15 protein-coding genes are annotated in these 19,132 nt (G+C 64.3%); 6 read left to right on the top strand and 9 right to left on the bottom strand.

All coding sequences use genetic code 11. The features are described 5' to 3' along the window. Nucleotides 1–37: 37 nt before the first annotated feature. A complete protein-coding gene (nudE, locus tag LU688_RS01135) occupies nt 38–604 on the top strand; it encodes an ADP compounds hydrolase NudE (protein WP_023630347.1) in 567 nt (188 codons plus the stop codon). After that, nucleotides 601–1,434 (top strand): 3'(2'),5'-bisphosphate nucleotidase CysQ, encoded by an 834-nt coding sequence (gene cysQ / locus LU688_RS01140; protein ID WP_094011595.1) that lies wholly within the window; start codon nt 601–603, stop codon nt 1,432–1,434. Before nudE ends, cysQ begins: the two co-directional genes overlap by 4 nt. Nucleotides 1,435–1,465: 31 nt before the next feature. On the opposite strand, the gene LU688_RS01145 is transcribed toward cysQ, so the two are convergent. Genes LU688_RS01145 through rfbB form a run of 7 tightly spaced genes read right to left on the bottom strand, consistent with a single transcriptional unit; the run spans nt 1,466 to nt 8,525 of the window. Further along, on the bottom strand, nt 1,466–1,921 hold the full coding sequence (locus LU688_RS01145) for a thioesterase domain-containing protein (RefSeq protein ID WP_094011594.1): 456 nt from the start codon (nt 1,919–1,921) through the stop codon (nt 1,466–1,468). Continuing rightward, nucleotides 1,918–3,318, bottom strand: coding sequence for a sigma-54-dependent transcriptional regulator (locus LU688_RS01150; RefSeq protein ID WP_094011593.1), 1,401 nt, complete (start codon nt 3,316–3,318; stop codon nt 1,918–1,920). The genes LU688_RS01145 and LU688_RS01150 overlap by 4 nt, the downstream gene beginning before the upstream one ends. Beyond that, nucleotides 3,315–5,129, bottom strand: coding sequence for a sensor histidine kinase (locus LU688_RS01155; RefSeq protein WP_094011592.1), 1,815 nt, complete (start codon nt 5,127–5,129; stop codon nt 3,315–3,317). Before LU688_RS01155 ends, LU688_RS01150 begins: the two co-directional genes overlap by 4 nt. Before the next feature lie 39 nt (nt 5,130–5,168). After that, complete coding sequence (rfbD, locus tag LU688_RS01160) at nt 5,169–6,029, bottom strand: dTDP-4-dehydrorhamnose reductase (RefSeq protein WP_160291013.1); 861 nt, start codon at nt 6,027–6,029, stop codon at nt 5,169–5,171. After that, a complete protein-coding gene (rfbC, locus tag LU688_RS01165) occupies nt 6,026–6,574 on the bottom strand; it encodes a dTDP-4-dehydrorhamnose 3,5-epimerase (protein ID WP_094011590.1) in 549 nt (182 codons plus the stop codon). Before rfbC ends, rfbD begins: the two co-directional genes overlap by 4 nt. Then, nucleotides 6,571–7,446: a glucose-1-phosphate thymidylyltransferase RfbA gene (gene rfbA, locus LU688_RS01170; RefSeq protein ID WP_094011589.1), complete on the bottom strand. Its 876-nt coding sequence runs from the start codon at nt 7,444–7,446 to the stop codon at nt 6,571–6,573. The genes rfbC and rfbA overlap by 4 nt, the downstream gene beginning before the upstream one ends. Next, nucleotides 7,443–8,525: a dTDP-glucose 4,6-dehydratase gene (gene rfbB / locus LU688_RS01175; protein WP_094011588.1), complete on the bottom strand. Its 1,083-nt coding sequence runs from the start codon at nt 8,523–8,525 to the stop codon at nt 7,443–7,445. Before rfbB ends, rfbA begins: the two co-directional genes overlap by 4 nt. A gap of 168 nt (nt 8,526–8,693) precedes the next feature. Between rfbB and LU688_RS01180 the strand changes: the two genes are divergently transcribed. Beyond that, nucleotides 8,694–11,594, top strand: a complete 2,901-nt coding sequence (locus LU688_RS01180) for an aminotransferase (protein ID WP_094011587.1) — start codon at nt 8,694–8,696, stop codon at nt 11,592–11,594. 204 nt (nt 11,595–11,798) lie between these two features. After that, complete coding sequence (aguA, locus tag LU688_RS01185) at nt 11,799–12,905, top strand: agmatine deiminase (protein WP_023630147.1); 1,107 nt, start codon at nt 11,799–11,801, stop codon at nt 12,903–12,905. 477 nt (nt 12,906–13,382) lie between these two features. Here aguA and LU688_RS01195 read toward each other — a convergent pair whose 3' ends face one another. Continuing rightward, a complete protein-coding gene (locus LU688_RS01195) occupies nt 13,383–15,473 on the bottom strand; it encodes a TonB-dependent receptor (RefSeq protein WP_094011586.1) in 2,091 nt (696 codons plus the stop codon). 166 nt (nt 15,474–15,639) lie between these two features. Between LU688_RS01195 and LU688_RS01200 the strand changes: the two genes are divergently transcribed. Both LU688_RS01200 and LU688_RS01205 read left to right on the top strand, forming a co-directional pair. Then, the gene (locus LU688_RS01200; RefSeq protein WP_143067555.1) at nt 15,640–15,882 is read left to right on the top strand and encodes a hypothetical protein; all 243 of its coding nucleotides are present in this window, start codon (nt 15,640–15,642) and stop codon (nt 15,880–15,882) included. Nucleotides 15,883–16,076: 194 nt separating this feature from the next. Continuing rightward, complete coding sequence (locus LU688_RS01205; RefSeq protein ID WP_023630145.1) at nt 16,077–17,396, top strand: OprD family porin; 1,320 nt, start codon at nt 16,077–16,079, stop codon at nt 17,394–17,396. 30 nt (nt 17,397–17,426) lie between these two features. Here the strand turns inward: LU688_RS01205 and LU688_RS01210 are convergent, their stop codons facing one another. Beyond that, nucleotides 17,427–19,094, bottom strand: coding sequence for an FMN-binding glutamate synthase family protein (locus tag LU688_RS01210; protein ID WP_038707171.1), 1,668 nt, complete (start codon nt 19,092–19,094; stop codon nt 17,427–17,429). Between the last annotated feature and the right edge of the window lie 38 nt (nt 19,095–19,132).

Genomic DNA, 19,132 nt, shown 5'->3' on the forward strand with positions numbered 1-19,132 from the left:
ACGGTATAGTAACCCGTTCACGCCAAGGAGCCGCCCCATGCGCCAGAAACCCACCGTTCTCAGCCGCGAAATCGTCGCCAGCAGCCGCCTGTTCCGCGTGGAAGCCGTGCAGTTGCGCTTCTCCAACGGCACCGAGCGCACCTATGAGCGACTGGTTGGCCGCGGCAACGGCTATGGCGCGGTGATGATCGTGGCCATGCTCGATGCCGAGCATGCTGTGCTGGTCGAGGAATATTGCGGCGGTACCGACGAGTACGAGCTGTCGTTGCCCAAAGGCCTGATCGAGCCGGGCGAGGACGTGCTCGCCGCCGCCGACCGGGAGCTCAAGGAAGAGGCTGGTTTTGGCGCGCGTCAGCTGGAGCACCTGACCGAGCTGTCGCTGTCGCCCGGCTACATGAGCCAGAAGATCCAGGTGGTCCTAGCCACCGACCTGTACGAAGAGCGTCTGGAGGGCGACGAGCCCGAGCCGATGCGGGTCGACAAGGTCAACCTGCGCGAGCTCTCGGCCCTGGCCATGCACCCGCAGTTCAGCGAAGGCCGAGCACTGGCGGCGTTGTACCTGGCCCGTGACCTGCTGATCCAGCGTGGGGTGCTGAGCGTATGAATGATCGGCAACTGATGCAGGACGTGGTCAAGCTCGCCCTGTTGGCTGGCGAGGCGATCCTGCCGTTCTGGCGCGCTGACGTGGCGGTAAGCAACAAGGCCGACGATTCACCGGTGACCGCTGCCGACCTGGCAGCCCATCGGGTTATCGCCGATGGCTTGCAGGCGTTGGCGCCGCAGATTCCGGTGCTCTCCGAGGAGGACTGCGACATCCCGCTGGCAACCCGCGCAGGTTGGCAGCGCTGGTGGCTGGTCGATCCTTTGGATGGCACCAAGGAGTTCATCGCCGGTAGTGAGGAGTTCACCGTCAACATCGCGCTGATCGAAAACGGCGAGGTGGTGTTTGGCGTGGTGGCAATGCCGACCAATGGCCGCTGTTATTCCGGTGGGCGCGAGTTAGGTGCCTGGAAGACCGAGCATAACGAAGAGGCTCAACCGATCCAGGTGCGTAATGCCCCACCGGCGCATGAGCGGTTTACCGTCGTCGCCAGCCGTCGGCATTCCAGCCCGGAGCAGGAAGCGCTGCTGGCGGGGCTTGGGAGTGCGTTAGGGGAGCTGGAACTGGCCAACATCGGCAGCTCCTTGAAGTTCTGCCTGCTCGCCGAAGGCAGTGCCGACTGTTATCCGCGGCTGGCGCCGACCTCGCAGTGGGATACTGCCGCCGCCCAGGGCGTGCTGGAAGGTGCCGGGGGCGAGGTGATCGGGCTGGACGGGTTGCCGTTCCGCTACCCACCGCGTGAGTCGTTGCTCAATCCGTTCTTCCTGGCGTTGCCCCGCGCTGCTGAATGGCGACAGGCGCTCGTCGAACTGGCGAGTGCGATCAAAGCTTGAGCTTGTCGGGGCCGCTACGCGCCCCAAGCTTTCAGCGATGCAGCACGTATTGCCCGCTGAACGTCACCGCAGGCTCGTCACTACCCTCGTTGCTCACCACCGTCTCCAGCGTCAGGCGTGCCCGTCCACGACGTTGATACATTGTCAGAAACCGCTCCCAGGTCCTCTCGTCCGGCGCCGGGCAACGCGCCACGGCGGCCCCGGTGACTGGCAGCGGGTAGCTGATCTGCCCCTCCTGGATGACGATATGCCCGTCATCGATCCCCAGCTCGCGCAGACGCAGGTGCAGCCAGCCCCAACCCACCAGCACAGCGCCGCAGTACAGGCTGCCGCCGAACATGGTGCTCTTGTGGTTGACGTTGGGCGCCAAAGGCAGCTTCAGACGCAAGGTGTGCGCCTGCCAATCGATGACCTCCATGCCCATTTCGCGGGTCAGCGGAATATCGCTGTGCAGTACGGACTGCAGGTACTGGCTGTCGTTGCTCATTGACGGTTGTCCTCCTGGTCGTCGTGTCCGCCAAAGCTCAGGCTGTGCTTGCGCAGTTTGTCGTGCAGGGTCTTGCGCGGGATGCCAAGGGCCTCGGCGAGGCTGCGCATGGAGCTGTGCGGCTGCATCAGCTCGGCGGCGATCAGCGAGCGCTCGAATTGTTCGACCTGCTCGCTGAGGTTGCCGGCTGGCACCGGGACATGGCTATCGTTGGCCACCGCAGGCGCCTGGCCATCGAGGGCCAGCTCCAGGCCAAGGGCGAATCGTTCGGCGGCATTCTGCAGCTCGCGTACATTGCCCGGCCAGTCGTGGCGCAGCAGCAGGGCACGCTGCACCGGTTGCAGGTTGTGGGGGGGCAGGCCATGCCGGTCGCTGGCGGCGTCGGCGAAGTGCTGGAACAGCATCAGGATGTCGTCGCCGCGCTCACGCAGCGCGGGGATACGCAACGGTGCGACGTTCAGGCGGTAGTAGAGGTCAGCACGGAAACGCCCCTGGTCAGCGGCCTGGCGCAGATCTTCCTTGGTGGCGGCGATGATACGGATATCCAGCGGGATAAGCTGGTTGCCGCCCAGACGCTCGACCACCCGCTCCTGCAGCAGGCGCAGCAGCTTGACCTGAACATCCAAGCTCATGCTCTCGATTTCATCGAGGAACAGCGTCCCGCCATTGGCGAACTCGAACTTGCCGATGCGGCGCTTCTGCGCACCGGTGAAGGCGCCCGGCTCATGGCCGAACAACTCGCTCTCGACCACCGACTCGGCCAGTGCGCCGGCGTTGATCGCCACGAAGGGGCCGTCGCGCCGGCTCGACAGGTCGTGCAGCGCACGCGCCACCACCTCCTTGCCGGCGCCGGTTTCGCCAAGGATCAGCACGTCGGCGCGGGTGCCGGCCAGGGCGCCGATCTGCTCGCGCAGGCGCTGCATGCCGGGGGACTGGCCGAGCAGGCGCGTGGCCAACTGCTGGCGATCGCTCAGGGCCAGGCGCAGGCTACGGTTGTCGAGCACCAAGCGGCGCAGGGCCAGGGCGCGGCGCACGCTGTCGAGCAGGGCGTCGCTGGCGAAGGGCTTCTCGAGGAAGTCATAGGCCCCGGCGCGCATGGCCTGCACCGCCAATGGCACATCACCGTGGCCGGTGATCAGCAGCACCGGCAATTCGCTGTCGCGGGCGTGCAGTTGCTCCAGCAGTTGCAGGCCATCGATGCCGGGCATGCGGATATCGCTGACCACAACCCCCGGCCAGTCTTCCTCGAGGCGTTCGGCCAAGCCTTGGGCTTCGGCCAGGGCCACCACCTTGAGCCCGGCCAGGTCCAAGGTCTGGCTCAGGGCTTGGCGCAGGTGCGGGTCGTCATCGACCAGGATCACCTGGGCACGGCTGTCGATGGGTGTCTCGGTGCTCATGCCGAGGTGTCCTCCGAAGATTGCAGATTGGCGCCGGGCTTGGCCACGCGCAGTTTCAGGGTCAGCAGGGCACCGCCTTCAGGGTGGTTGCCCAGCAGCAACTCGCCGCCGAGCGCGTGCATCAGGCTTTCGCAGATAGCCAGCCCCAAGCCGAGGCCCTGGGTGCGGGTCTTGGTGGTGAAGAACGGCTCCTTGGCGTGCTCCAGGGCCTGGCGGCTGAAGCCTGGGCCATTGTCGCGGATGTACAGGTAGACGCAGCCGTCCTGGCGTTCGGCACTTAGCCAGAGCCTGCGCGGGTTGGCTTTTTCGGTCAGGGCATCGAGGGCGTTGGCCAGCAGGTTGCCCAGTACCTGGCGCAGGCGGGTTTCGCCGGCCTGCACCCACAGGGTGGCCTCAGGCAGGTCGCGCACCAGCTCTACGGCCATGGCCCGGCGACGCTTGGCCAGCAGCGCCAGGGCATCATCCAGGGCCGGTTGCAGGGCAACGCTCTCCGGGGCGTGCTGGTCGCGGCGGGCGAAGGCGCGCAGGTGGGCGATGATCGAGGCCATGCGCCCGGTCAGTTCGCCAATCAGCTTGAGGTTGCCGCGCACGTCCTCGGTGCGCTGATGGTCGAGGAGGATCTCGGCGTTCTCGGCATAACTGCGAATCGCCGCCAACGGCTGATTGAGCTCATGGCTTATGCTCGCCGACATGGTGCCCAGCACGGAGAGCTTGCCGGCCTGGACCAGTTCGTCCTGGGCGCGCACCAGCTCTTGCTGGGCGCTTTCGCGCTCCAGCACCGCGCTCTTAAGCCGGGTATTGAGGCCTTCCAAATCGGCGGTGCGCTCGATCACGCGCTTTTCCAGCTCTTGTCGGGCACGGGCCTCGAAGTCGATGCGGTCGATATAGTGGCGTCGGCGCTGCATCACCAGGCCAGCCAGGAGCATGGTCACCAGCAGCGCGCCACCGCCGATGGCCATGACCGTCTGCACCGAGCGGTCGACCAGCAGGCGTGGGGCGAGGATGTTCACCTGCCAGCCGGTTTCCTTGATGTCGCGGGTCTGGATCAGCCAGGCGTCACGGTCAAGGCTCAGCGGCTGTGGAGCCTGGGTCGGGTAGGGCTGGATGGCGACGATGGCCTGGCGCTCGGCCGCGGTCAATTCGCGGGTGGCGCGGAACCGCCAGTCCGGGCGTGAGGTGAGCACCACCACGCCGTTCTGGTCGGTCAGCAGCAGTTGTTCCGGCGTGCGGCCCCACAGGGTTTCGGTGTGGTCGAGGTCGACCTTGACCACCAGCACGCCGATCACCTTGTCGCGGTCGTGCACGGCGGCGGCGAAGAAGTAGCCGCGCTTGGCCGAAGTGGTGCCCTGGCCGAAGAACCGTCCCAGCCGCCCCTCCATCGCCTCGATGAAGTACGGGCGGAACGAGAAGTTGCGGCCGACGAAGCTGTCCTGCTTGTCCCAGTTGGACGCGGCCAGGGTGTTGCCGCTGACATCCATCAGGTACATCACCTCGGCACCGGTCTGCTGGGTGATGTCCTTGAGCAACCGGTTGGCGTTGGTCACCGCCTCGAGGCGGAACGGGTCGGCCAGCACGCCGCGCAGCGCCGGCAGGTCGCCGAGGATCTGCGGCAGGGTTTCGTAGCGGTGCAAGGTGCCCAGCAGGTTGGCAACGTAGAGGTCGAGGGTCTGGCGATTCTGCGAGGCCAGCTCATCCTGGTAGTAGCGTTCGGCCAGGTGGTGCAGCGGCCACAGCAGTGGGGCCAGGCACAGCGCCAGCAGGGCCAGGCTGCGCCAGCGGGGGCGGCGGGGAGGCGTGGGTCTTGGGATCATCGCAATAAGGGCGCCAGTAGGATCTGGCGCAATTATGCGCTACTTGAGGCAGTCGATGAGTGCATCGTGCCAGTGCGGTTGGCTGACGTGCCATTCACGGGCCAGGCGGGAACAATCCAGGCGTGAGTTGAGCGGTCGTCTTGCCGGTGTCGGGTACTCGCTGGAAGGGATCGGCAGCAGTTCGGCGCAAGGCCGCCCCTGGGCCTTGAGCTGGTCAGCGATGGCCTGGGCGAAGCCGAACCAGGAGGTCTCGCCCTGTGCGGTCAGGTGGTAGGTGCCCCAGGCACCGGCCTGGCCGTCGCGCCAGCGCTCGATCAGCGCGCGGGTGCTGGCGGCGAGGGTGCCTGCCCAGGTCGGGGCGCCGATCTGGTCGTTGACGACTTTCAGCTGTGGACGTTCCTGAAGCAGGCGCTGCATGGTCAGCAGGAAGTTGCGTCCATGCAGCGAATAGACCCAGCTGGTGCGCAGGATCAGATGTTCACCGGCGACAGCGGTGATGGCCTGTTCGCCCGCCAGCTTGCTTCGGCCATAGACGCTCAGTGGATTGGGGGCGTCATCCTCGCTGTAGGGAGCTGGCTTGCTGCCGTCGAAGACATAGTCGGTGGAGTAGTGGATCAGCGGTGCGCCGAGCCGTGCGGCTTCTTCGGCCAGTATCCGGGGCGCTTCGGCGTTGATGGCATGGGCCAGCTGCGTTTCGCTTTCGGCCTGGTCGACTGCCGTGTAGGCGGCGGCGTTGATGATCAGGTCGGGCGCCATCTGGCGCAGCACGGCGCGCAGTTGCCCTGGTCGGGCCATGTCGAACCCGTCACGACCGAGCCGCTGCACATCGCCCAGGCCGCGCAATGCTTCCTGGAGTGCCAGTGCAACCTGGCCGTGGCGGCCGCAGACGAGGATCTTCATGGGAACAGCTGTGCATCGGCAAATGACATGGCGGCCTGGTCCTTGGCCGACAGCAACGGTTGCAGGCCGTTCAGCTGCCAGTCGATGGCCAGCTGCGGGTCGTCCCAGCGGATGCCGTACTCGGCGTCGGGGTTGTAGTAGTCGGTGGTCTTGTAGAGCACTTCGGCCGACTCGCTCAACACCCGGAAACCATGGGCGAAACCGGGTGGCAGCCACAGTTGGCGGTGGTTGGTGGCGGACAGTCGCACCGCCACCCACTGGCCCAGGGTTGGCGAGCTGCGACGGATGTCCACCGCCACGTCGAGGATATCGCCTTGCAGCACGCGGACCAGTTTGCCCTGGGCATTTTGCAACTGGTAGTGCAGCCCACGTAGCACTCCGTGTAGGGAGCGAGAGTGGTTGTCCTGGACGAATGGCGTATCGATGCCGGTGCGCAGGGCGAAGTCGCGGGCGTTGTAGCTTTCGTAGAAGAACCCTCGGCTGTCACCGAACACCTTGGGCTCGATGATCAGGACGTCGGGAAGTGCGGTGGAGATGACATTCATGGCTGTTCTTCGGCCAGTTGGCTCAGGTATTGGCCGTAGCCGGTCTTTTGCAGTTCGCAGGCCTTGGCCAGCAGTTGCTCACGGCTGATCCAACCGTTCTGGAAGGCGATCTCTTCCAGGCAGGCCACCTTCAGCCCCTGGCGATGTTCGAGGGTCTGCACGTACTGCGAGGCTTCCAGCAGGCTGTCGTGCGTGCCGGTGTCGAGCCAGGCGAAGCCACGGCCGAAGCGTTCTACGCGCAGGTCGCCGCGTGCCAGGTAGGCGTTGTTGATGTCGGTGATCTCCAGTTCGCCGCGGGCTGACGGGCGGATGCTCTTGGCGATGTTCACCACATCGTTGTCGTAGAAGTACAGGCCGGTCACGGCAAAGCTGGACTTGGGTTGCCGGGGCTTCTCCTCGATCGACAACGCCCGGCCATCGGCGTCGAACTCGATCACGCCAAATCGCTCCGGGTCCTTGACCCAGTAGCCGAACACGGTGGCGCCCGAGGTGTGCTTCACTGCACGCTGCAACTGTTCGCTGAAGCTCTGGCCGTGAAAGATATTGTCGCCAAGAATCAGGCAGACGGCATCTTCACCGATGAACGACTCTCCGATCAGGAACGCCTGTGCCAGCCCGTCGGGGGACGGCTGTTCGGCATAGCTTATGTGAATGCCGAACGGGCTGCCGTCACCGAACAACTGGCGGTACTGCGGCAGGTCTTGTGGCGTGGAGATCAGCAGGATGTCGCGGATGCCGGCGAGCATCAGCACCGATATCGGGTAGTAGATCATCGGTTTGTCGTAGATCGGCAGCAACTGCTTGGAGACACCGAGGGTGATGGGGTGCAGGCGGGTGCCCGTGCCGCCGGCCAGGACGATTCCTTTAGTCATGCGATCAGGTCCTTGAAGTCCGAATTGCCCAGGCGCTGTCCTTGATAGCTGCCGTCCTGGACCTGGCGGCACCAGTCGAGATTGTTCAGGTACCACTGCACGGTCTTGCGCAAGCCTGAGGCGAAGGTTTCCTGCGGTACCCAACCGAGCTCACGCTCGATCCTGCCGGCATCGATAGCGTAGCGCAGGTCATGCCCCGGGCGGTCCTGGACGTGGGTGATCAGGTCGGTGTAGCGGGTCACCCCGGCGGGGTGCGCAGGGGCCAGCTCTTCCAGCAGCGCACACACGGCCTGCACCACGTCGATGTTCCGCTGCTCGTTGTGGCCGCCGATGGTGTAGGTCTGGCCGACCTCTCCAGCGGTAACGATCCGGAGCAGGGCTCGGACGTGATCCTCGACGTACAGCCAGTCGCGGACTTGCTGGCCATCGCCGTACACCGCAAGCGGCTTGCCGGCCAGGGCGTTGAGGATCATCAACGGGATCAGCTTTTCTGGGAAGTGATACGGGCCGTAATTGTTGGAGCAGTTGCTGATCACCGTCGGCAGGCCGTAGGTACGTTGCCAGGCGCGGACCAGATGATCGGCTGCCGCCTTGCTGGCCGAGTAGGGAGAGCTGGGGGCGTACGGGGTGTTTTCATCGAACAGTCCGTCGGGGCCGTGCAGGTCGCCGAACACTTCGTCGGTGGAAACGTGGTGGAAGCGGAACGTGTCGCGGGCAGGCTTTTCAAGCGAGCTCCAGTAACCGCGAGCGGCCTCCAGCAGGCTGTAGGTGCCGACGATATTGGTGTAAATGAAGTCCGCCGGGCCATCGATGGAGCGGTCGACGTGCGACTCTGCGGCCAGGTGCATGATGGCGTGTGGCTGGAACCTGGCAAGCAAGGCGCTGACACTGACCTGGTCGGCGATATCAGCCTGGACAAATTCATAGCGGGGGTTGTCGGCGATCCGCTGCAGGGACTGCAGGTTGCCCGCGTAGGTCAACTTGTCGAGATTGAGCACTTCATGCTCGGTATGGTCAATCAGGTGGCGGATCAGGGCCGAGCCGATGAAGCCGGCGCCGCCGGTGACGAGAATGCGCATGTGCAGATGCCTGTGCGGAAAACGTGGTGGCAGATGCCTAGCTTGTTGGCTGGCGTCGTCTGTTGCAAGTCTTGTTGCAGGGCGGCCTGTCGTCTGTGCAAGGCTGCCACTTGCTTATCGGCAGCGGTGGTGGCGATATAAGCGACAAAAAAACGAGGTTTCCCGTTCATGCTCCTGAGCACCCTGATCCAGCGTTCGAGCCAGCCCAGTCCTTCACTTGGCGAGGCCCAGGCCCATGCCCTGCTGAGGTCGCACTACGACTTGCAGGGCACGTTGCAGGTGCTGGGCAGCCAGCAGGACCTCAACTTTCGCGTGGACAGCGACCAGGGCCGCTTCGTGCTCAAGGTCTGCCATGGCGGCTATGCGGCGGTCGAACTGCAAGCCCAGCATGCGGCGCTGGCGTTCCTGCATGGGCAAGGCGTGCCAGTGCCGGTAGTGCGCAAAGCCAGTACCGGCGAGCTATTGCTGGACCTCGAGGTCGATGGCCAGCCGCTTCGGGCCCGCCTGCTCGATTACATCGACGGGCAGCCACTGACCCGCCTGGGCCATTTGCCAGCGCGGGTGATGGCTGAGCTCGGTACGCTTTGCGCCCGTGTCGATGAGGCGCTAGCCGATTTCGACCATCCAGGCCTCGAGCGCACCTTGCAGTGGGATCCGCGCCATGCCCAGGTACTGATCCCGCATTTGTCGCCCGTGTTGCAGAATGCCCAGCGCCGGGCGCAGGTGGAGCAGGTCGCCCAGTCGGCAGCCGCACGTCTGCAACCGTTGGTCGACCTGCTGCCGATCCAGGCCGTGCACCTGGACATCACCGACGACAACGTGGTCTGGGCGCGCGATGCCGAGCGGCAGTGGCAGGTGCAGGGTGTCATCGACTTCGGTGACCTGGTGCGTACCTGGCGCATCGCTGATCTGTCGGTGACCTGCGCGGCCTTGCTGCATCACGCCGAGGGCGACCCGCTGCGGATCCTGCCGGCGGTCAGCGCCTACCATGCCGTGAATCCCCTGCAGGACTCGGAGTTGCGCGCCCTCTGGCCGCTGGTGCTGAACCGAGCAGCCGTGCTGGTGCTCAGCAGCGAACAGCAACTGGCCATCGATCCGGACAACCAGTACACCCGTGACAACATCGCCCATGAGTGGGAGATCTTAGATACGGCCTGCGCCGTGCCCGCAGCTTTGATGGAGGCGGCGATCCTCCAGGCGGCTGGGCGCAAACCGGCCAGCATCGATCTTGGCGATTGCGCCGTGTTGCTGCCGACGCTGAACGGCGAGGCGATGACCCGGGTCGACTTGGGCGTGCTCAGCCCCCACTGCGAGGCGGGCAACTGGGAGCAACCCGGCTTTGACCAGCGCCTGCTTGCTGCCCAGCCGGGGCCGGCGTGCAGCCTGCATGGGCAGTACCGCCTGTCGCAAACCCACATCGACCGGCCTGAAGAACCGGCTACCTGCGCCTTGGGCGTGGAGCTGAACCTGTTACCCGGCACCGCGTTGCAGGCGCCCGCTGCTGGGGTATGGCAATGCATCGGCGATGGCCGTGGCTGCCTGCGCACCGCGCACTGGAGTCTGTGGCTCGATGGCCTGGAGGAGGCACCGACCGATGGCCAGGCGTTGCGCAAGGGCCAGGCCATCGGCGCGACCTGTGGGTACCTTCGCGTGCAGCTGTGCGTGGATACCGATATCCGTCCGCCATTCTTTGCCACGCCCTCCCACGCTGCCGCCTGGCTGGCCCTGTGCCCGTCACCGCGCACCCTGCTCGGCTTCGACTGCGATGCCGAGCCGCTGGCCGACGCACGGGCCCTGCTGGCCCGTCGCGATGCCAGCTTCGCACGCTCGCAGAAGCACTACTACGCCCAGCCTCCGCATATCGAGCGCGGTTGGCGCAACTACCTCATCGACATGCAGGGCCGCTCGTACCTGGACATGCTCAACAACGTCGCGGTGCTTGGCCATGGTCATCCGCGCATGGCCGCCGAGTCGGCGCGCCAGTGGTCGCTGGTCAACACCAACTCGCGCTTTCACTACGCAGCCATCGCCGAATTCTCCGAACGCCTGCTGGAAGTGGCCCCGGAAGGCTTCGACCGGGTGTTCCTGGTCAACAGCGGCACCGAGGCCAATGACCTGGCGATTCGTCTGGCCTGGGCCTACAGCGGCGGGCGCGACCTGCTCAGCGTGCTGGAGGCCTATCACGGCTGGTCGGTGGCCACTGACGCGATCTCCACCTCCATCGCCGACAACCCCCAGGCCCTGGAGACCCGGCCAGACTGGGTGCATCCGGTGGAGGCGCCGAACACCTTCCGCGGTCGCTACCGGGGCGCTGACAGCGCCGCCGACTACCTGCGCGATGTCGATGCCAAGCTGGCCGACCTCGACGCCCGTGGTCGCCAGTTGGCCGGGATGATCTGCGAACCGGTGTACGGAAACGCTGGGGGCATCTCGTTGCCGCCGGGCTACCTGCGCGAGGCCTACGCCAAGGTGCGCCAACGCGGCGGGGTGTGCATCGCCGACGAGGTGCAGGTCGGTTACGGGCGCCTGGGCGAGTACTTCTGGGGCTTCGAGGAGCAGGGCGTGGTGCCGGACATCATCACCATGGCCAAGGGCATGGGCAACGGCCAGCCGCTGGGCGCGGTGATCACCCGGCGCGAGATCGCCGAGGCGCTGGAGGCCGAGGGCTACTTCTTCTCGTCGGCCGGTGGCAGCCCGGTCAGTTGCCGCATCGGCATGGCGGTGCTGGAGGTGATGCGCGACGAAGGGTTGTGGGACAACGCCCGAGACGTGGGCCGTTACTTCAAGGCTCGGCTGCAGGCATTGGTCGATAAATATCCGCTTGCTGGCGCCGCCCATGGTTCTGGGTTCTACCTGGGGCTGGAGTTGGTGCGTGATCGCCAGACGCTGGAACCCGCGACCGAGGAGACCATGATCCTGTGTGATCGCCTGCGCGATCTGGGGATCTTCATGCAGCCGACCGGCGACTACCTGAACATCCTCAAGATCAAGCCACCGATGTGCACCACGCGGGCCAGCGTGGACTACTTCGTCGACAGCGTGGAGCGGGTCCTCGACGAAGGGCTCTGATTCAAGGCATGCAGGCCTGGTAAATCGATTGTTATCGGTTTGTCAGGCTTTTTTATGCCTAAATATTTTATGATTATCTATTTAATGTCGATATTTATCGGTTGTATTATCGACGGATCATTACGCTGCCTATATTGGCGGGCCTGCATCTTTTTCGATCACCGACCTGGCGCCCCTGGCCCCGGGCCTTCGCAGAGGTTACCCATGAAGACCCTCAACTCGACCCCCCGCGCCGACGGTTTCCACATGCCCGCCGAGTGGGCCCCGCAGACCCAGGTGTGGATGGTCTGGCCGGAGCGTCCGGACAACTGGCGCCTGGGCGGCAAGCCGGCGCAGGCCGCGCACGTGACCCTGGCCAAGGCCATCGCCCGCTTCGAGCCGGTCACCGTGGCGGTGTCCGCCGGGCAGTACGAGAACGCCCGTCGCCAGCTCGACCTGCCCAACATCCGCGTGGTCGAGATCAGCAACGACGACGCCTGGGTGCGTGACACCGGCCCGACCTTCGTCATCAACGACCACGGCGAGGTACGCGGCGTGGACTGGGGCTTCAACGCCTGGGGCGGTTTCGACGGCGGCCTGTACGCGCCCTGGAACCGTGACGAGGAGCTGGCCGCCAAGGTCATGGAGATGGAGCGCGTGCAGCGTTACCACACCGAAGGCTTCGTGCTCGAAGGCGGTTCGATCCACGTCGATGGCGAAGGCACCCTGATCACCACCGAAGAATGCCTGCTCAACCGCAACCGCAACCCGCACCTGGACCGCGAACAGATCGAGGAGATCCTGCGCGAGCACCTGGCGGTCGAGACCATCGTCTGGCTGCCGGACGGCCTGTACAACGACGAGACCGATGGCCACGTCGACAACTTCTGCTGTTACGTCAGCCCAGGCGAAGTGTTACTGGCCTGGACCGATGATTCCAATGACCCCAACTATGCACGCTGCCACGCCGCCTACGAGGTGTTGAAAAACACCCGCGATGCCAAAGGGCGCGAGTTCGTGGTGCACAAAATGCCGATCCCGGGGCCGCTGTATGCCACCCAGGCAGAATGCGACGGCGTCGATCACGTGGCGGGCAGCCAGGAGCGCGACCCTTCGGTACGCCTGGCCGGTTCCTACGTGAACTTCCTGATCGTCAACGGGGGCATCATCGCCCCGAGTTTCGACGACCCGGCTGATGCCCAGGCCAGAGCGATCCTGGCCAAGGTTTTCCCGGACCACGAAGTGGTGATGATCCCAGGGCGTGAACTGCTGCTTGGCGGTGGCAACATTCACTGCCTGACCCAGCAGCAGCCGGCACCGGTCAAACGCTGATCGGCCACTGAGAGAAAAGCCCGTCGCAAGACGGGCTTTTTTTTGCTGGCGATAGTCGGACACTTGGAATGGCACAGCAATTGTATTGATTTTTCCTCGTACTTCAGGGGAATCGGCCTACGCCGTTCTGTAACGTGCCTGAAGTAACTTAGCCGCTCACTCGGCCCAGGGAGTACGTGAGGAAATGAACGCAGCAAGTGAGTCGGCTTTGCCCTCAACGGCGGCCAGTCACCAATCGCTCAGAATCCTGGCTCAGTGGTTGAAACGTCATGGAGACGATCGGGTCAGGACGACCGACCCACGACGCCTGCTGGATGGGCGATACCCCCAAGGCCTGATCAGCGAGGAAGAGCTCGAAGCTCTGCTGGCTGTCTGGCATTGACCGGGAAGGAACCCGTCGCAGAAAAAAACGCCACCGCAATTGCGGTGGCGTTTTCGTTTGGGCGGCCCGTCCTTGATGCTCGCTGCTGTCACAACTCAGAAGCTATAGGTTCCGGTCACCACCAGGCTGCGCGGATCGCCCACTTGGATCTGCGCCGCACTGGTGGCCGAGCTGTAGTAGGTCTTGTCGGTGATGTTGCTCAACGCCGCGCGTACATCCCAGTCGTGGGTGCGATAACCGGCCAGCGCGTCCCAGCGGCCGTAGCCCGGCAGGATCACGGTGTTCTGGTTGTCGGCGTAGCGGTCGCCGACCAGGGTCAGGCCGGTTTCGGCGTACCAGCCCAGCTCCGGCTTCCAGGTCACGAACAGGCTGGCGTTACGCTTGGCCACGTCGTTGATGCGGTTGCCCTGCTGGCCGTTGTTGTCCTTGACGATGGTCGCGTCCTGCAGGCCGATGCCGCCGCGCACATACCAGTTGCCCACCACGTTGCCGGTGGCGGTTAGCTCGATGCCGCGTGAACGCTGCAGGCCGCTGAGCTGGATCAGTTCCGGGTTGATCGGGTCGCGGGTACGGCGGTTGTACAGTTCCAGTTCGTAGATCGCCAGGGTGGTGCTCAGGCGTTCGTCGAACCATTCGCTCTTGACCCCGATCTCCTTCTGCCGGGTCTGTTCCGGGTCGGTCTGGTTGGCGTTGCCGGCCGCGCCAGGGGTGATGCCTATCAGGCCGCCACCGACCGGAGAGTAGGTCTTGCTCCAGGAGGCATAGAAGGAGTGATCCTGCCAGGGGGTGTACACCACGCCGATACGCGGACTGAAACTGTTGTCCTTCTGCTTTTCCGAGATGTTGCGCAGTTTGTTGGTGGTGTCCACCTCGAACTGGTCGAAGCGCCCGCCGGCCAGCAGCTGCCACTGGTCGTTGAGGCGGATCTGGTCCTGCAGGTAGATCCCTCGGCTCTCGACGTCGGTGTGGTTGTTGCTGGACACCCGCATCGTGCCGTTGTGCTGCTGGCTGGCCGTGGCCCCCTGCAGCGGTACCGAGGGCACGCCCACGCCTTGGCTCAGCAGCGAGTTGCGACGCTGTTCGCCCATTTCCAGACCCACCAGCAGCGTGTGCTCCAGACCGAAGGTTTCTACATGACCTTCGAGTTCGACGGTGTTGTAGAGATTGCGGGTGCTCAGGTCCTGCTGCCAGCGCTGGCGGTCCACCAGTCCGGTAGCGGGGCGGTAGGCGGTCAGGTAGGTATTGTCGAAGTCGCTCTCCAGGGTGAACAGGCTGAAGGTGTGGCGCAGTTGCCACTGGTCATTCAGCTCGTAGTTCAGGCGCGAACGCAGCGACTCGGCGCGGTCGTTGATGTAGTCGCGCTGGGTGTCGCCGTAGGTGGTCTTGCGGCTGACATCGGCCGGGCGCCCGGTGAGCGGGTTGCCGGGGATGCCACGGTCGGGCGTGCGGTCGTAACGGCTGTACTCATACTGCACCAGCCAGTTCAGCTCGGGGGTGATCTGCCAGCTCATGGACGGGGCGAACAGTTGGCGGTGGTTGCCGTCAATGCCGTCGCGGAAGCTGTTCTTGTCCTCGTTGCCCAGGTTCAGGCGCAGGCTGAGGGTGTCGCTGGGGTCGGCGCTGAGGTCGGCATATAGGCTGCGCAGGTCCTGGCTGCCACCTTGAGCCTCGATGCTCGAGCGGCGGCCGTGCTCCGGCGCCTTGCTCACCCGGTTGACGATGCCGCCCTGGCTGCCACGGCCATAAAGCACTGCCGCTGGCCCCTTGAGTACCTCGACCCGCTCGATGTTGTGCAGGTCGCGGGTGTACTGGCTGTCGTCGCGGACTCCGTCCAGGTAGAAGTCGTTGCTGGCGTCGAAGCCGCGGATACGCAGGCTGTCGAAGCGGGTGTCGGCGCCACTGCTGACGTTGGGGATGCCTTCCAGCGCCTTGCCCAGGTTGCTGCTGCCGTAGTCCAGCACGTTGCGGGTCTTCACCGAATCGATGGCCTGTGGCACGTAGCGCGCGGGGGTCGAGGTGCGGGTCGCGGTGGTCACGTCCTTGACTCGCGGGTTGTCCTCTTCGCGGGTGCTGTCGGCGGTCACCGAGGTTTCCGGCAGTGTGGTGGTGGCGGCACTGGCCAGGCCGGTGCTGAACAGCAGCGACAGGCCCAGAGTCAAGGGTGAGAGGCGGCAGGGGGCAGGCATCGAAGGCGTCCAAGGGAGGAGTGAGAAATTGGGCGCGAATGGTAATGCTTGCTATTTGCTGTTGCATCGACATTTGTAAAGGGTTGCCTTTACATATGTTTCAAGATGTTGCTATTTGTTTGAATTGATTTGAAGTGTATTGGCATTCACAAGGATGCGCTTCGGAATGGCTTGTGGAAGCGGCGGTGAGTGCAACGTTGCTCTGCGCGTGACCGCGCAGTGGGAAGAACAGGGCAGTTCAAGGCTTTCGGAAGGACTGCGGGAACATGGCCGTATGACGGTTTTATGGATTTCGACTGCTTTCCACAAAAGAGACAAATTTGCGCTGACCCACGACAGATATGCATGTAAATGCACCAGTGCTGACCTTGTTTTTGGTTATATCAACCTGCATTTCACGTTTTTTTGACATGTATAAGCAGGCAGGGCTAGGATTCGGGCTCTACGCCTGCTGGCCATTCTCTGGCCATGCGGCTGCAAGGCCCGTTGCAGACCATTGGCGGGCCTTCGGCTTGGATCCGCATAGCGTCGAACCTACGAAGGGGCGTTGGTTCCTGGCGTTCTGATGCAGAGCGTTTTTGAATACGAAATAAGGAAAATAACATGTTGAAAACCAGGATCAGCCTGGTCGCCCTGGCGATGATCGCCGCGACCCAGGCACAGGCCAATGACCAGGCCGAGAGCAAGGGCTTCATCGAGGACAGCCACGCCAACGTCCTTCTGCGCAACGCCTTCATCAACCGTGACAAGAAGCATCACACCAACGACCAGTCTCAGTGGGGCCAGGGTGTCATCGCCAACTTCTCCTCCGGTTTCACCCAAGGCACCGTCGGTGTAGGTGTCGACGCCTTCGGCCTGTACGCCCTGCGCCTCGATGGCGGCAAGGGCCGTAACCAGGGTGGCGGTGTCGACTTCTTCAAGCGTTCCGATCCCACTTTCGATGGTGAAAAGACCAACGCTCCGCACAACCTGGCCCGTGGTGGCGCTGCGGTGAAGTTCCGTGTTTCGAACACCGTACTCAAATACGGTGACCAGATGCCGGCCCTGCCGGTCCTGCAGTACGACGACGGTCGCCTGCTGCCAGAAAGCTTCACCGGCACCATGATCACCTCCAAGGAGATCAAGGGCCTGGAAATCAACGCCGGCCGCTTCACCCAGGAAGCGCGCAAGAGCGCCGAGCGTCGCGATGGCGGCGGCCTGAAGTCGATCAACGTGCTCGGCGGCAGCTACAAGTTCACCGACAACTTCACCGCGTCGCTGTACACCGCCGACAACGAAGACGTGATGAAGAAGCACTACCTGGGCTTGAACTACGTCTTCCCGATTGCCAGCGACCAGTCCCTGACCCTGGACTTCAACGGCTACAAGTCGGACATCGACAACAAGTACGTGCGTGCCGCCAAGCTCAACGGCGACTCCAACACCATCTGGAGCCTGGCCGCCACCTACGCTTACGGCCCGCACTCGTTCACCCTGGCGCACCAGCGCAGCACCGGCAGCACCGGCTACAACTACGGCTGGTACCAGAACGATGGTGGCGTGGGTGACGGTGGCTCGACCATCTACCTCGCCAACTCCTACTGGTCCGACTTCAACGCAGAAGACGAGCGCTCCTGGCAGCTGGGCTACGGCCTGGACTTCGGTGCCTTCGGCGTGCCGGGGCTGACCTACAAGTTTGCCTATGTAGTGGGTGACAACATCAACACCCGTAAAGTCGGCGCCCCACAAGGCTTCGGTGAAGGTAAAGAGCGCGAGATCTTCAACCAGATCCGTTACGTGGTTCAGGAAGGCCCGGCCAAGGACCTGTCCGTCAAACTGCGTAGCTCCTTCCTGCGGACCAACAATGCTGTCCAGCAGAACGGTTACAACGACGACGGCAACGAAGTCCGCGTATTCGTCGAGTACCCGATCAGCATCTTCTGATCCTGATCCCGCGTCACCCGCAGCCCCGGCCTATGCCGGGGCTGTTTCTTTCCGGCGCACGTTAACCGACGCCGCCACCTCGATCTCCCCCGTCTCCGGCGCAAAGCTGTCACTGCGCGCCATCCGCCACATCCGTGCATAGAACTCGCTGTCGATCGCACCGCTGAGCAGCTCGCCCGGCTTGAGGAAGGTGTGCAGCTGCGAGAACAGGCTGATCTCGCTGGCGCTGATACGCCGCGCCAGGTGCTTGGGCTTGAGTTCAGAAGGATGGTCCAGGCCGGCAGCGGCAAGCATCTCGGCCAAGGCGTGCAGGGTATTGCGGTGGAAGCTGGCGACCCGCTCGGCCTTCTCCGGCACCACTAGCGCGCGCTGGCGCAACGCATCCTGGGTCGCCACGCCGGTCGGGCACTTGTTGGTGTGGCAGCTTTGCGACTGGATGCAGCCGATGGCGAACATGAAGCCCCGGGCCGAGTTGACCCAGTCCGCGCCGATGGCCAGCACGCAGGCTATGTCGAAGGCGCTGACCAGCTTGCCCGCCGCGCCGATGCGGATGCGCTCGCGCAGGTTCAGCCCCACCAAGGTGTTGTGCACGAACATCAGGCCCTCACGCAGCGGCACGCCCATGTTGTCGGAGAACTCCCGGGGCGCCGCGCCGGTGCCGCCTTCCTTGCCGTCGACGACGATGAAGTCCGGGGTGATGCCGGTGGCCAGCATGGCCTTGGCGATGCCCATGAACTCCCACGGGTGGCCCAGGCAGAACTTGAAGCCCACCGGCTTGCCGCCAGACAGCTCGCGCAGCCGGGCGACGAACTGCAGCAGTTCCCGCGGCGTGGCGAAAACACTGTGGGCGGCCGGCGAGATGCAGTCCTCGCCCTCGCGCACGCCTCGGGTGGCGGCGATCTCGGCGCTGACCTTGTGCGCCGGTAGGATCCCGCCATGGCCCGGCTTGGCGCCCTGGCTGAGCTTGATCTCGATCATCTTCACCTGGGCGGCACGGGCCTGCTCGGCGAAGCGCTCGGGGTCGAACTGGCCGTCCTCGGTGCGGCAGCCGAAGTAGCCGCTGCCGATTTCCCAGATCAGGTCGCCGCCGTGTTCGCGGTGGTAGGGACTGATGCTGCCCTCGCCAGTGTCATGGGCGAAGCGACCAAGGCGCGCGCCCTTGTTCAGCGCGGCGATGGCGTTGGCGCTGAGGGCGCCGAAGCTCATGGCCGAGATATTGAAGATCGACGCCGAGTACGGTTGGCGGCACTGCGGGCCGCCGATGCGGATGCGGAACGACGCAGGGTCGGGCATCGGCACCGGCAGCATCGAGTGGCTGATGAACTCGAAGCCCGGTTTGTAGGCATCATTGAGCGTGCCGAAGGCTTTCTCGGCACTTTCGTTCTTGGCCCTGGCGTACACCAGCGAACGCTGGGCGCGGGAGAACGGCAGCTTGTCGTCGTCGCCCTCGATCAGGTACTGGCGGATCTCCGGGCGGATGGTCTCGATCAGGTAGCGGATATTGCCCAGGATCGGGTAGTTGCGGCGCACGGCGTGGTGGCGTTGGCGCAGGTCGTTGAGGCCGACCAGGCTGAGCAGGGCGCTGGTGACGGTAAAGGGCCAGAGCCAGGTGTGGGCAAGCAGCAAAGGGGCACTGGCAATCGTGAAGACCAGACACAGGAACAGGCAGGCATAGCGGCTGGGGAGCGAGTCTTTCATGGGTCCATCGCAGGCGGGATGACCCGGCCTAGGATAGG

The sequence above is a fragment of the Pseudomonas soli genome, from assembly GCF_021283165.2.
In the GTDB taxonomy this organism is placed as follows: domain Bacteria; phylum Pseudomonadota; class Gammaproteobacteria; order Pseudomonadales; family Pseudomonadaceae; genus Aquipseudomonas; species Aquipseudomonas soli.

Coding starts and splice junctions, on each gene's coding strand:
- LU688_RS01145 (WP_094011594.1), bottom strand. CDS start 1,921: ATGAGCAACGACAGCCAGTACCTGCAGTCCGTACTGCACAGCGATATT.
- cysQ (WP_094011595.1), top strand. CDS start 601: ATGAATGATCGGCAACTGATGCAGGACGTGGTCAAGCTCGCCCTGTTG.
- rfbA (WP_094011589.1), bottom strand. CDS start 7,446: ATGACTAAAGGAATCGTCCTGGCCGGCGGCACGGGCACCCGCCTGCAC.
- LU688_RS01180 (WP_094011587.1), top strand. CDS start 8,694: ATGCTCCTGAGCACCCTGATCCAGCGTTCGAGCCAGCCCAGTCCTTCA.
- rfbC (WP_094011590.1), bottom strand. CDS start 6,574: ATGAATGTCATCTCCACCGCACTTCCCGACGTCCTGATCATCGAGCCC.
- LU688_RS01155 (WP_094011592.1), bottom strand. CDS start 5,129: ATGATCCCAAGACCCACGCCTCCCCGCCGCCCCCGCTGGCGCAGCCTG.
- aguA (WP_023630147.1), top strand. CDS start 11,799: ATGAAGACCCTCAACTCGACCCCCCGCGCCGACGGTTTCCACATGCCC.
- nudE (WP_023630347.1), top strand. CDS start 38: ATGCGCCAGAAACCCACCGTTCTCAGCCGCGAAATCGTCGCCAGCAGC.
- LU688_RS01150 (WP_094011593.1), bottom strand. CDS start 3,318: ATGAGCACCGAGACACCCATCGACAGCCGTGCCCAGGTGATCCTGGTC.
- LU688_RS01195 (WP_094011586.1), bottom strand. CDS start 15,473: ATGCCTGCCCCCTGCCGCCTCTCACCCTTGACTCTGGGCCTGTCGCTG.
- LU688_RS01210 (WP_038707171.1), bottom strand. CDS start 19,094: ATGAAAGACTCGCTCCCCAGCCGCTATGCCTGCCTGTTCCTGTGTCTG.
- rfbD (WP_160291013.1), bottom strand. CDS start 6,029: ATGAAGATCCTCGTCTGCGGCCGCCACGGCCAGGTTGCACTGGCACTC.
- rfbB (WP_094011588.1), bottom strand. CDS start 8,525: ATGCGCATTCTCGTCACCGGCGGCGCCGGCTTCATCGGCTCGGCCCTG.
- LU688_RS01200 (WP_143067555.1), top strand. CDS start 15,640: ATGGCTTGTGGAAGCGGCGGTGAGTGCAACGTTGCTCTGCGCGTGACC.
- LU688_RS01205 (WP_023630145.1), top strand. CDS start 16,077: ATGTTGAAAACCAGGATCAGCCTGGTCGCCCTGGCGATGATCGCCGCG.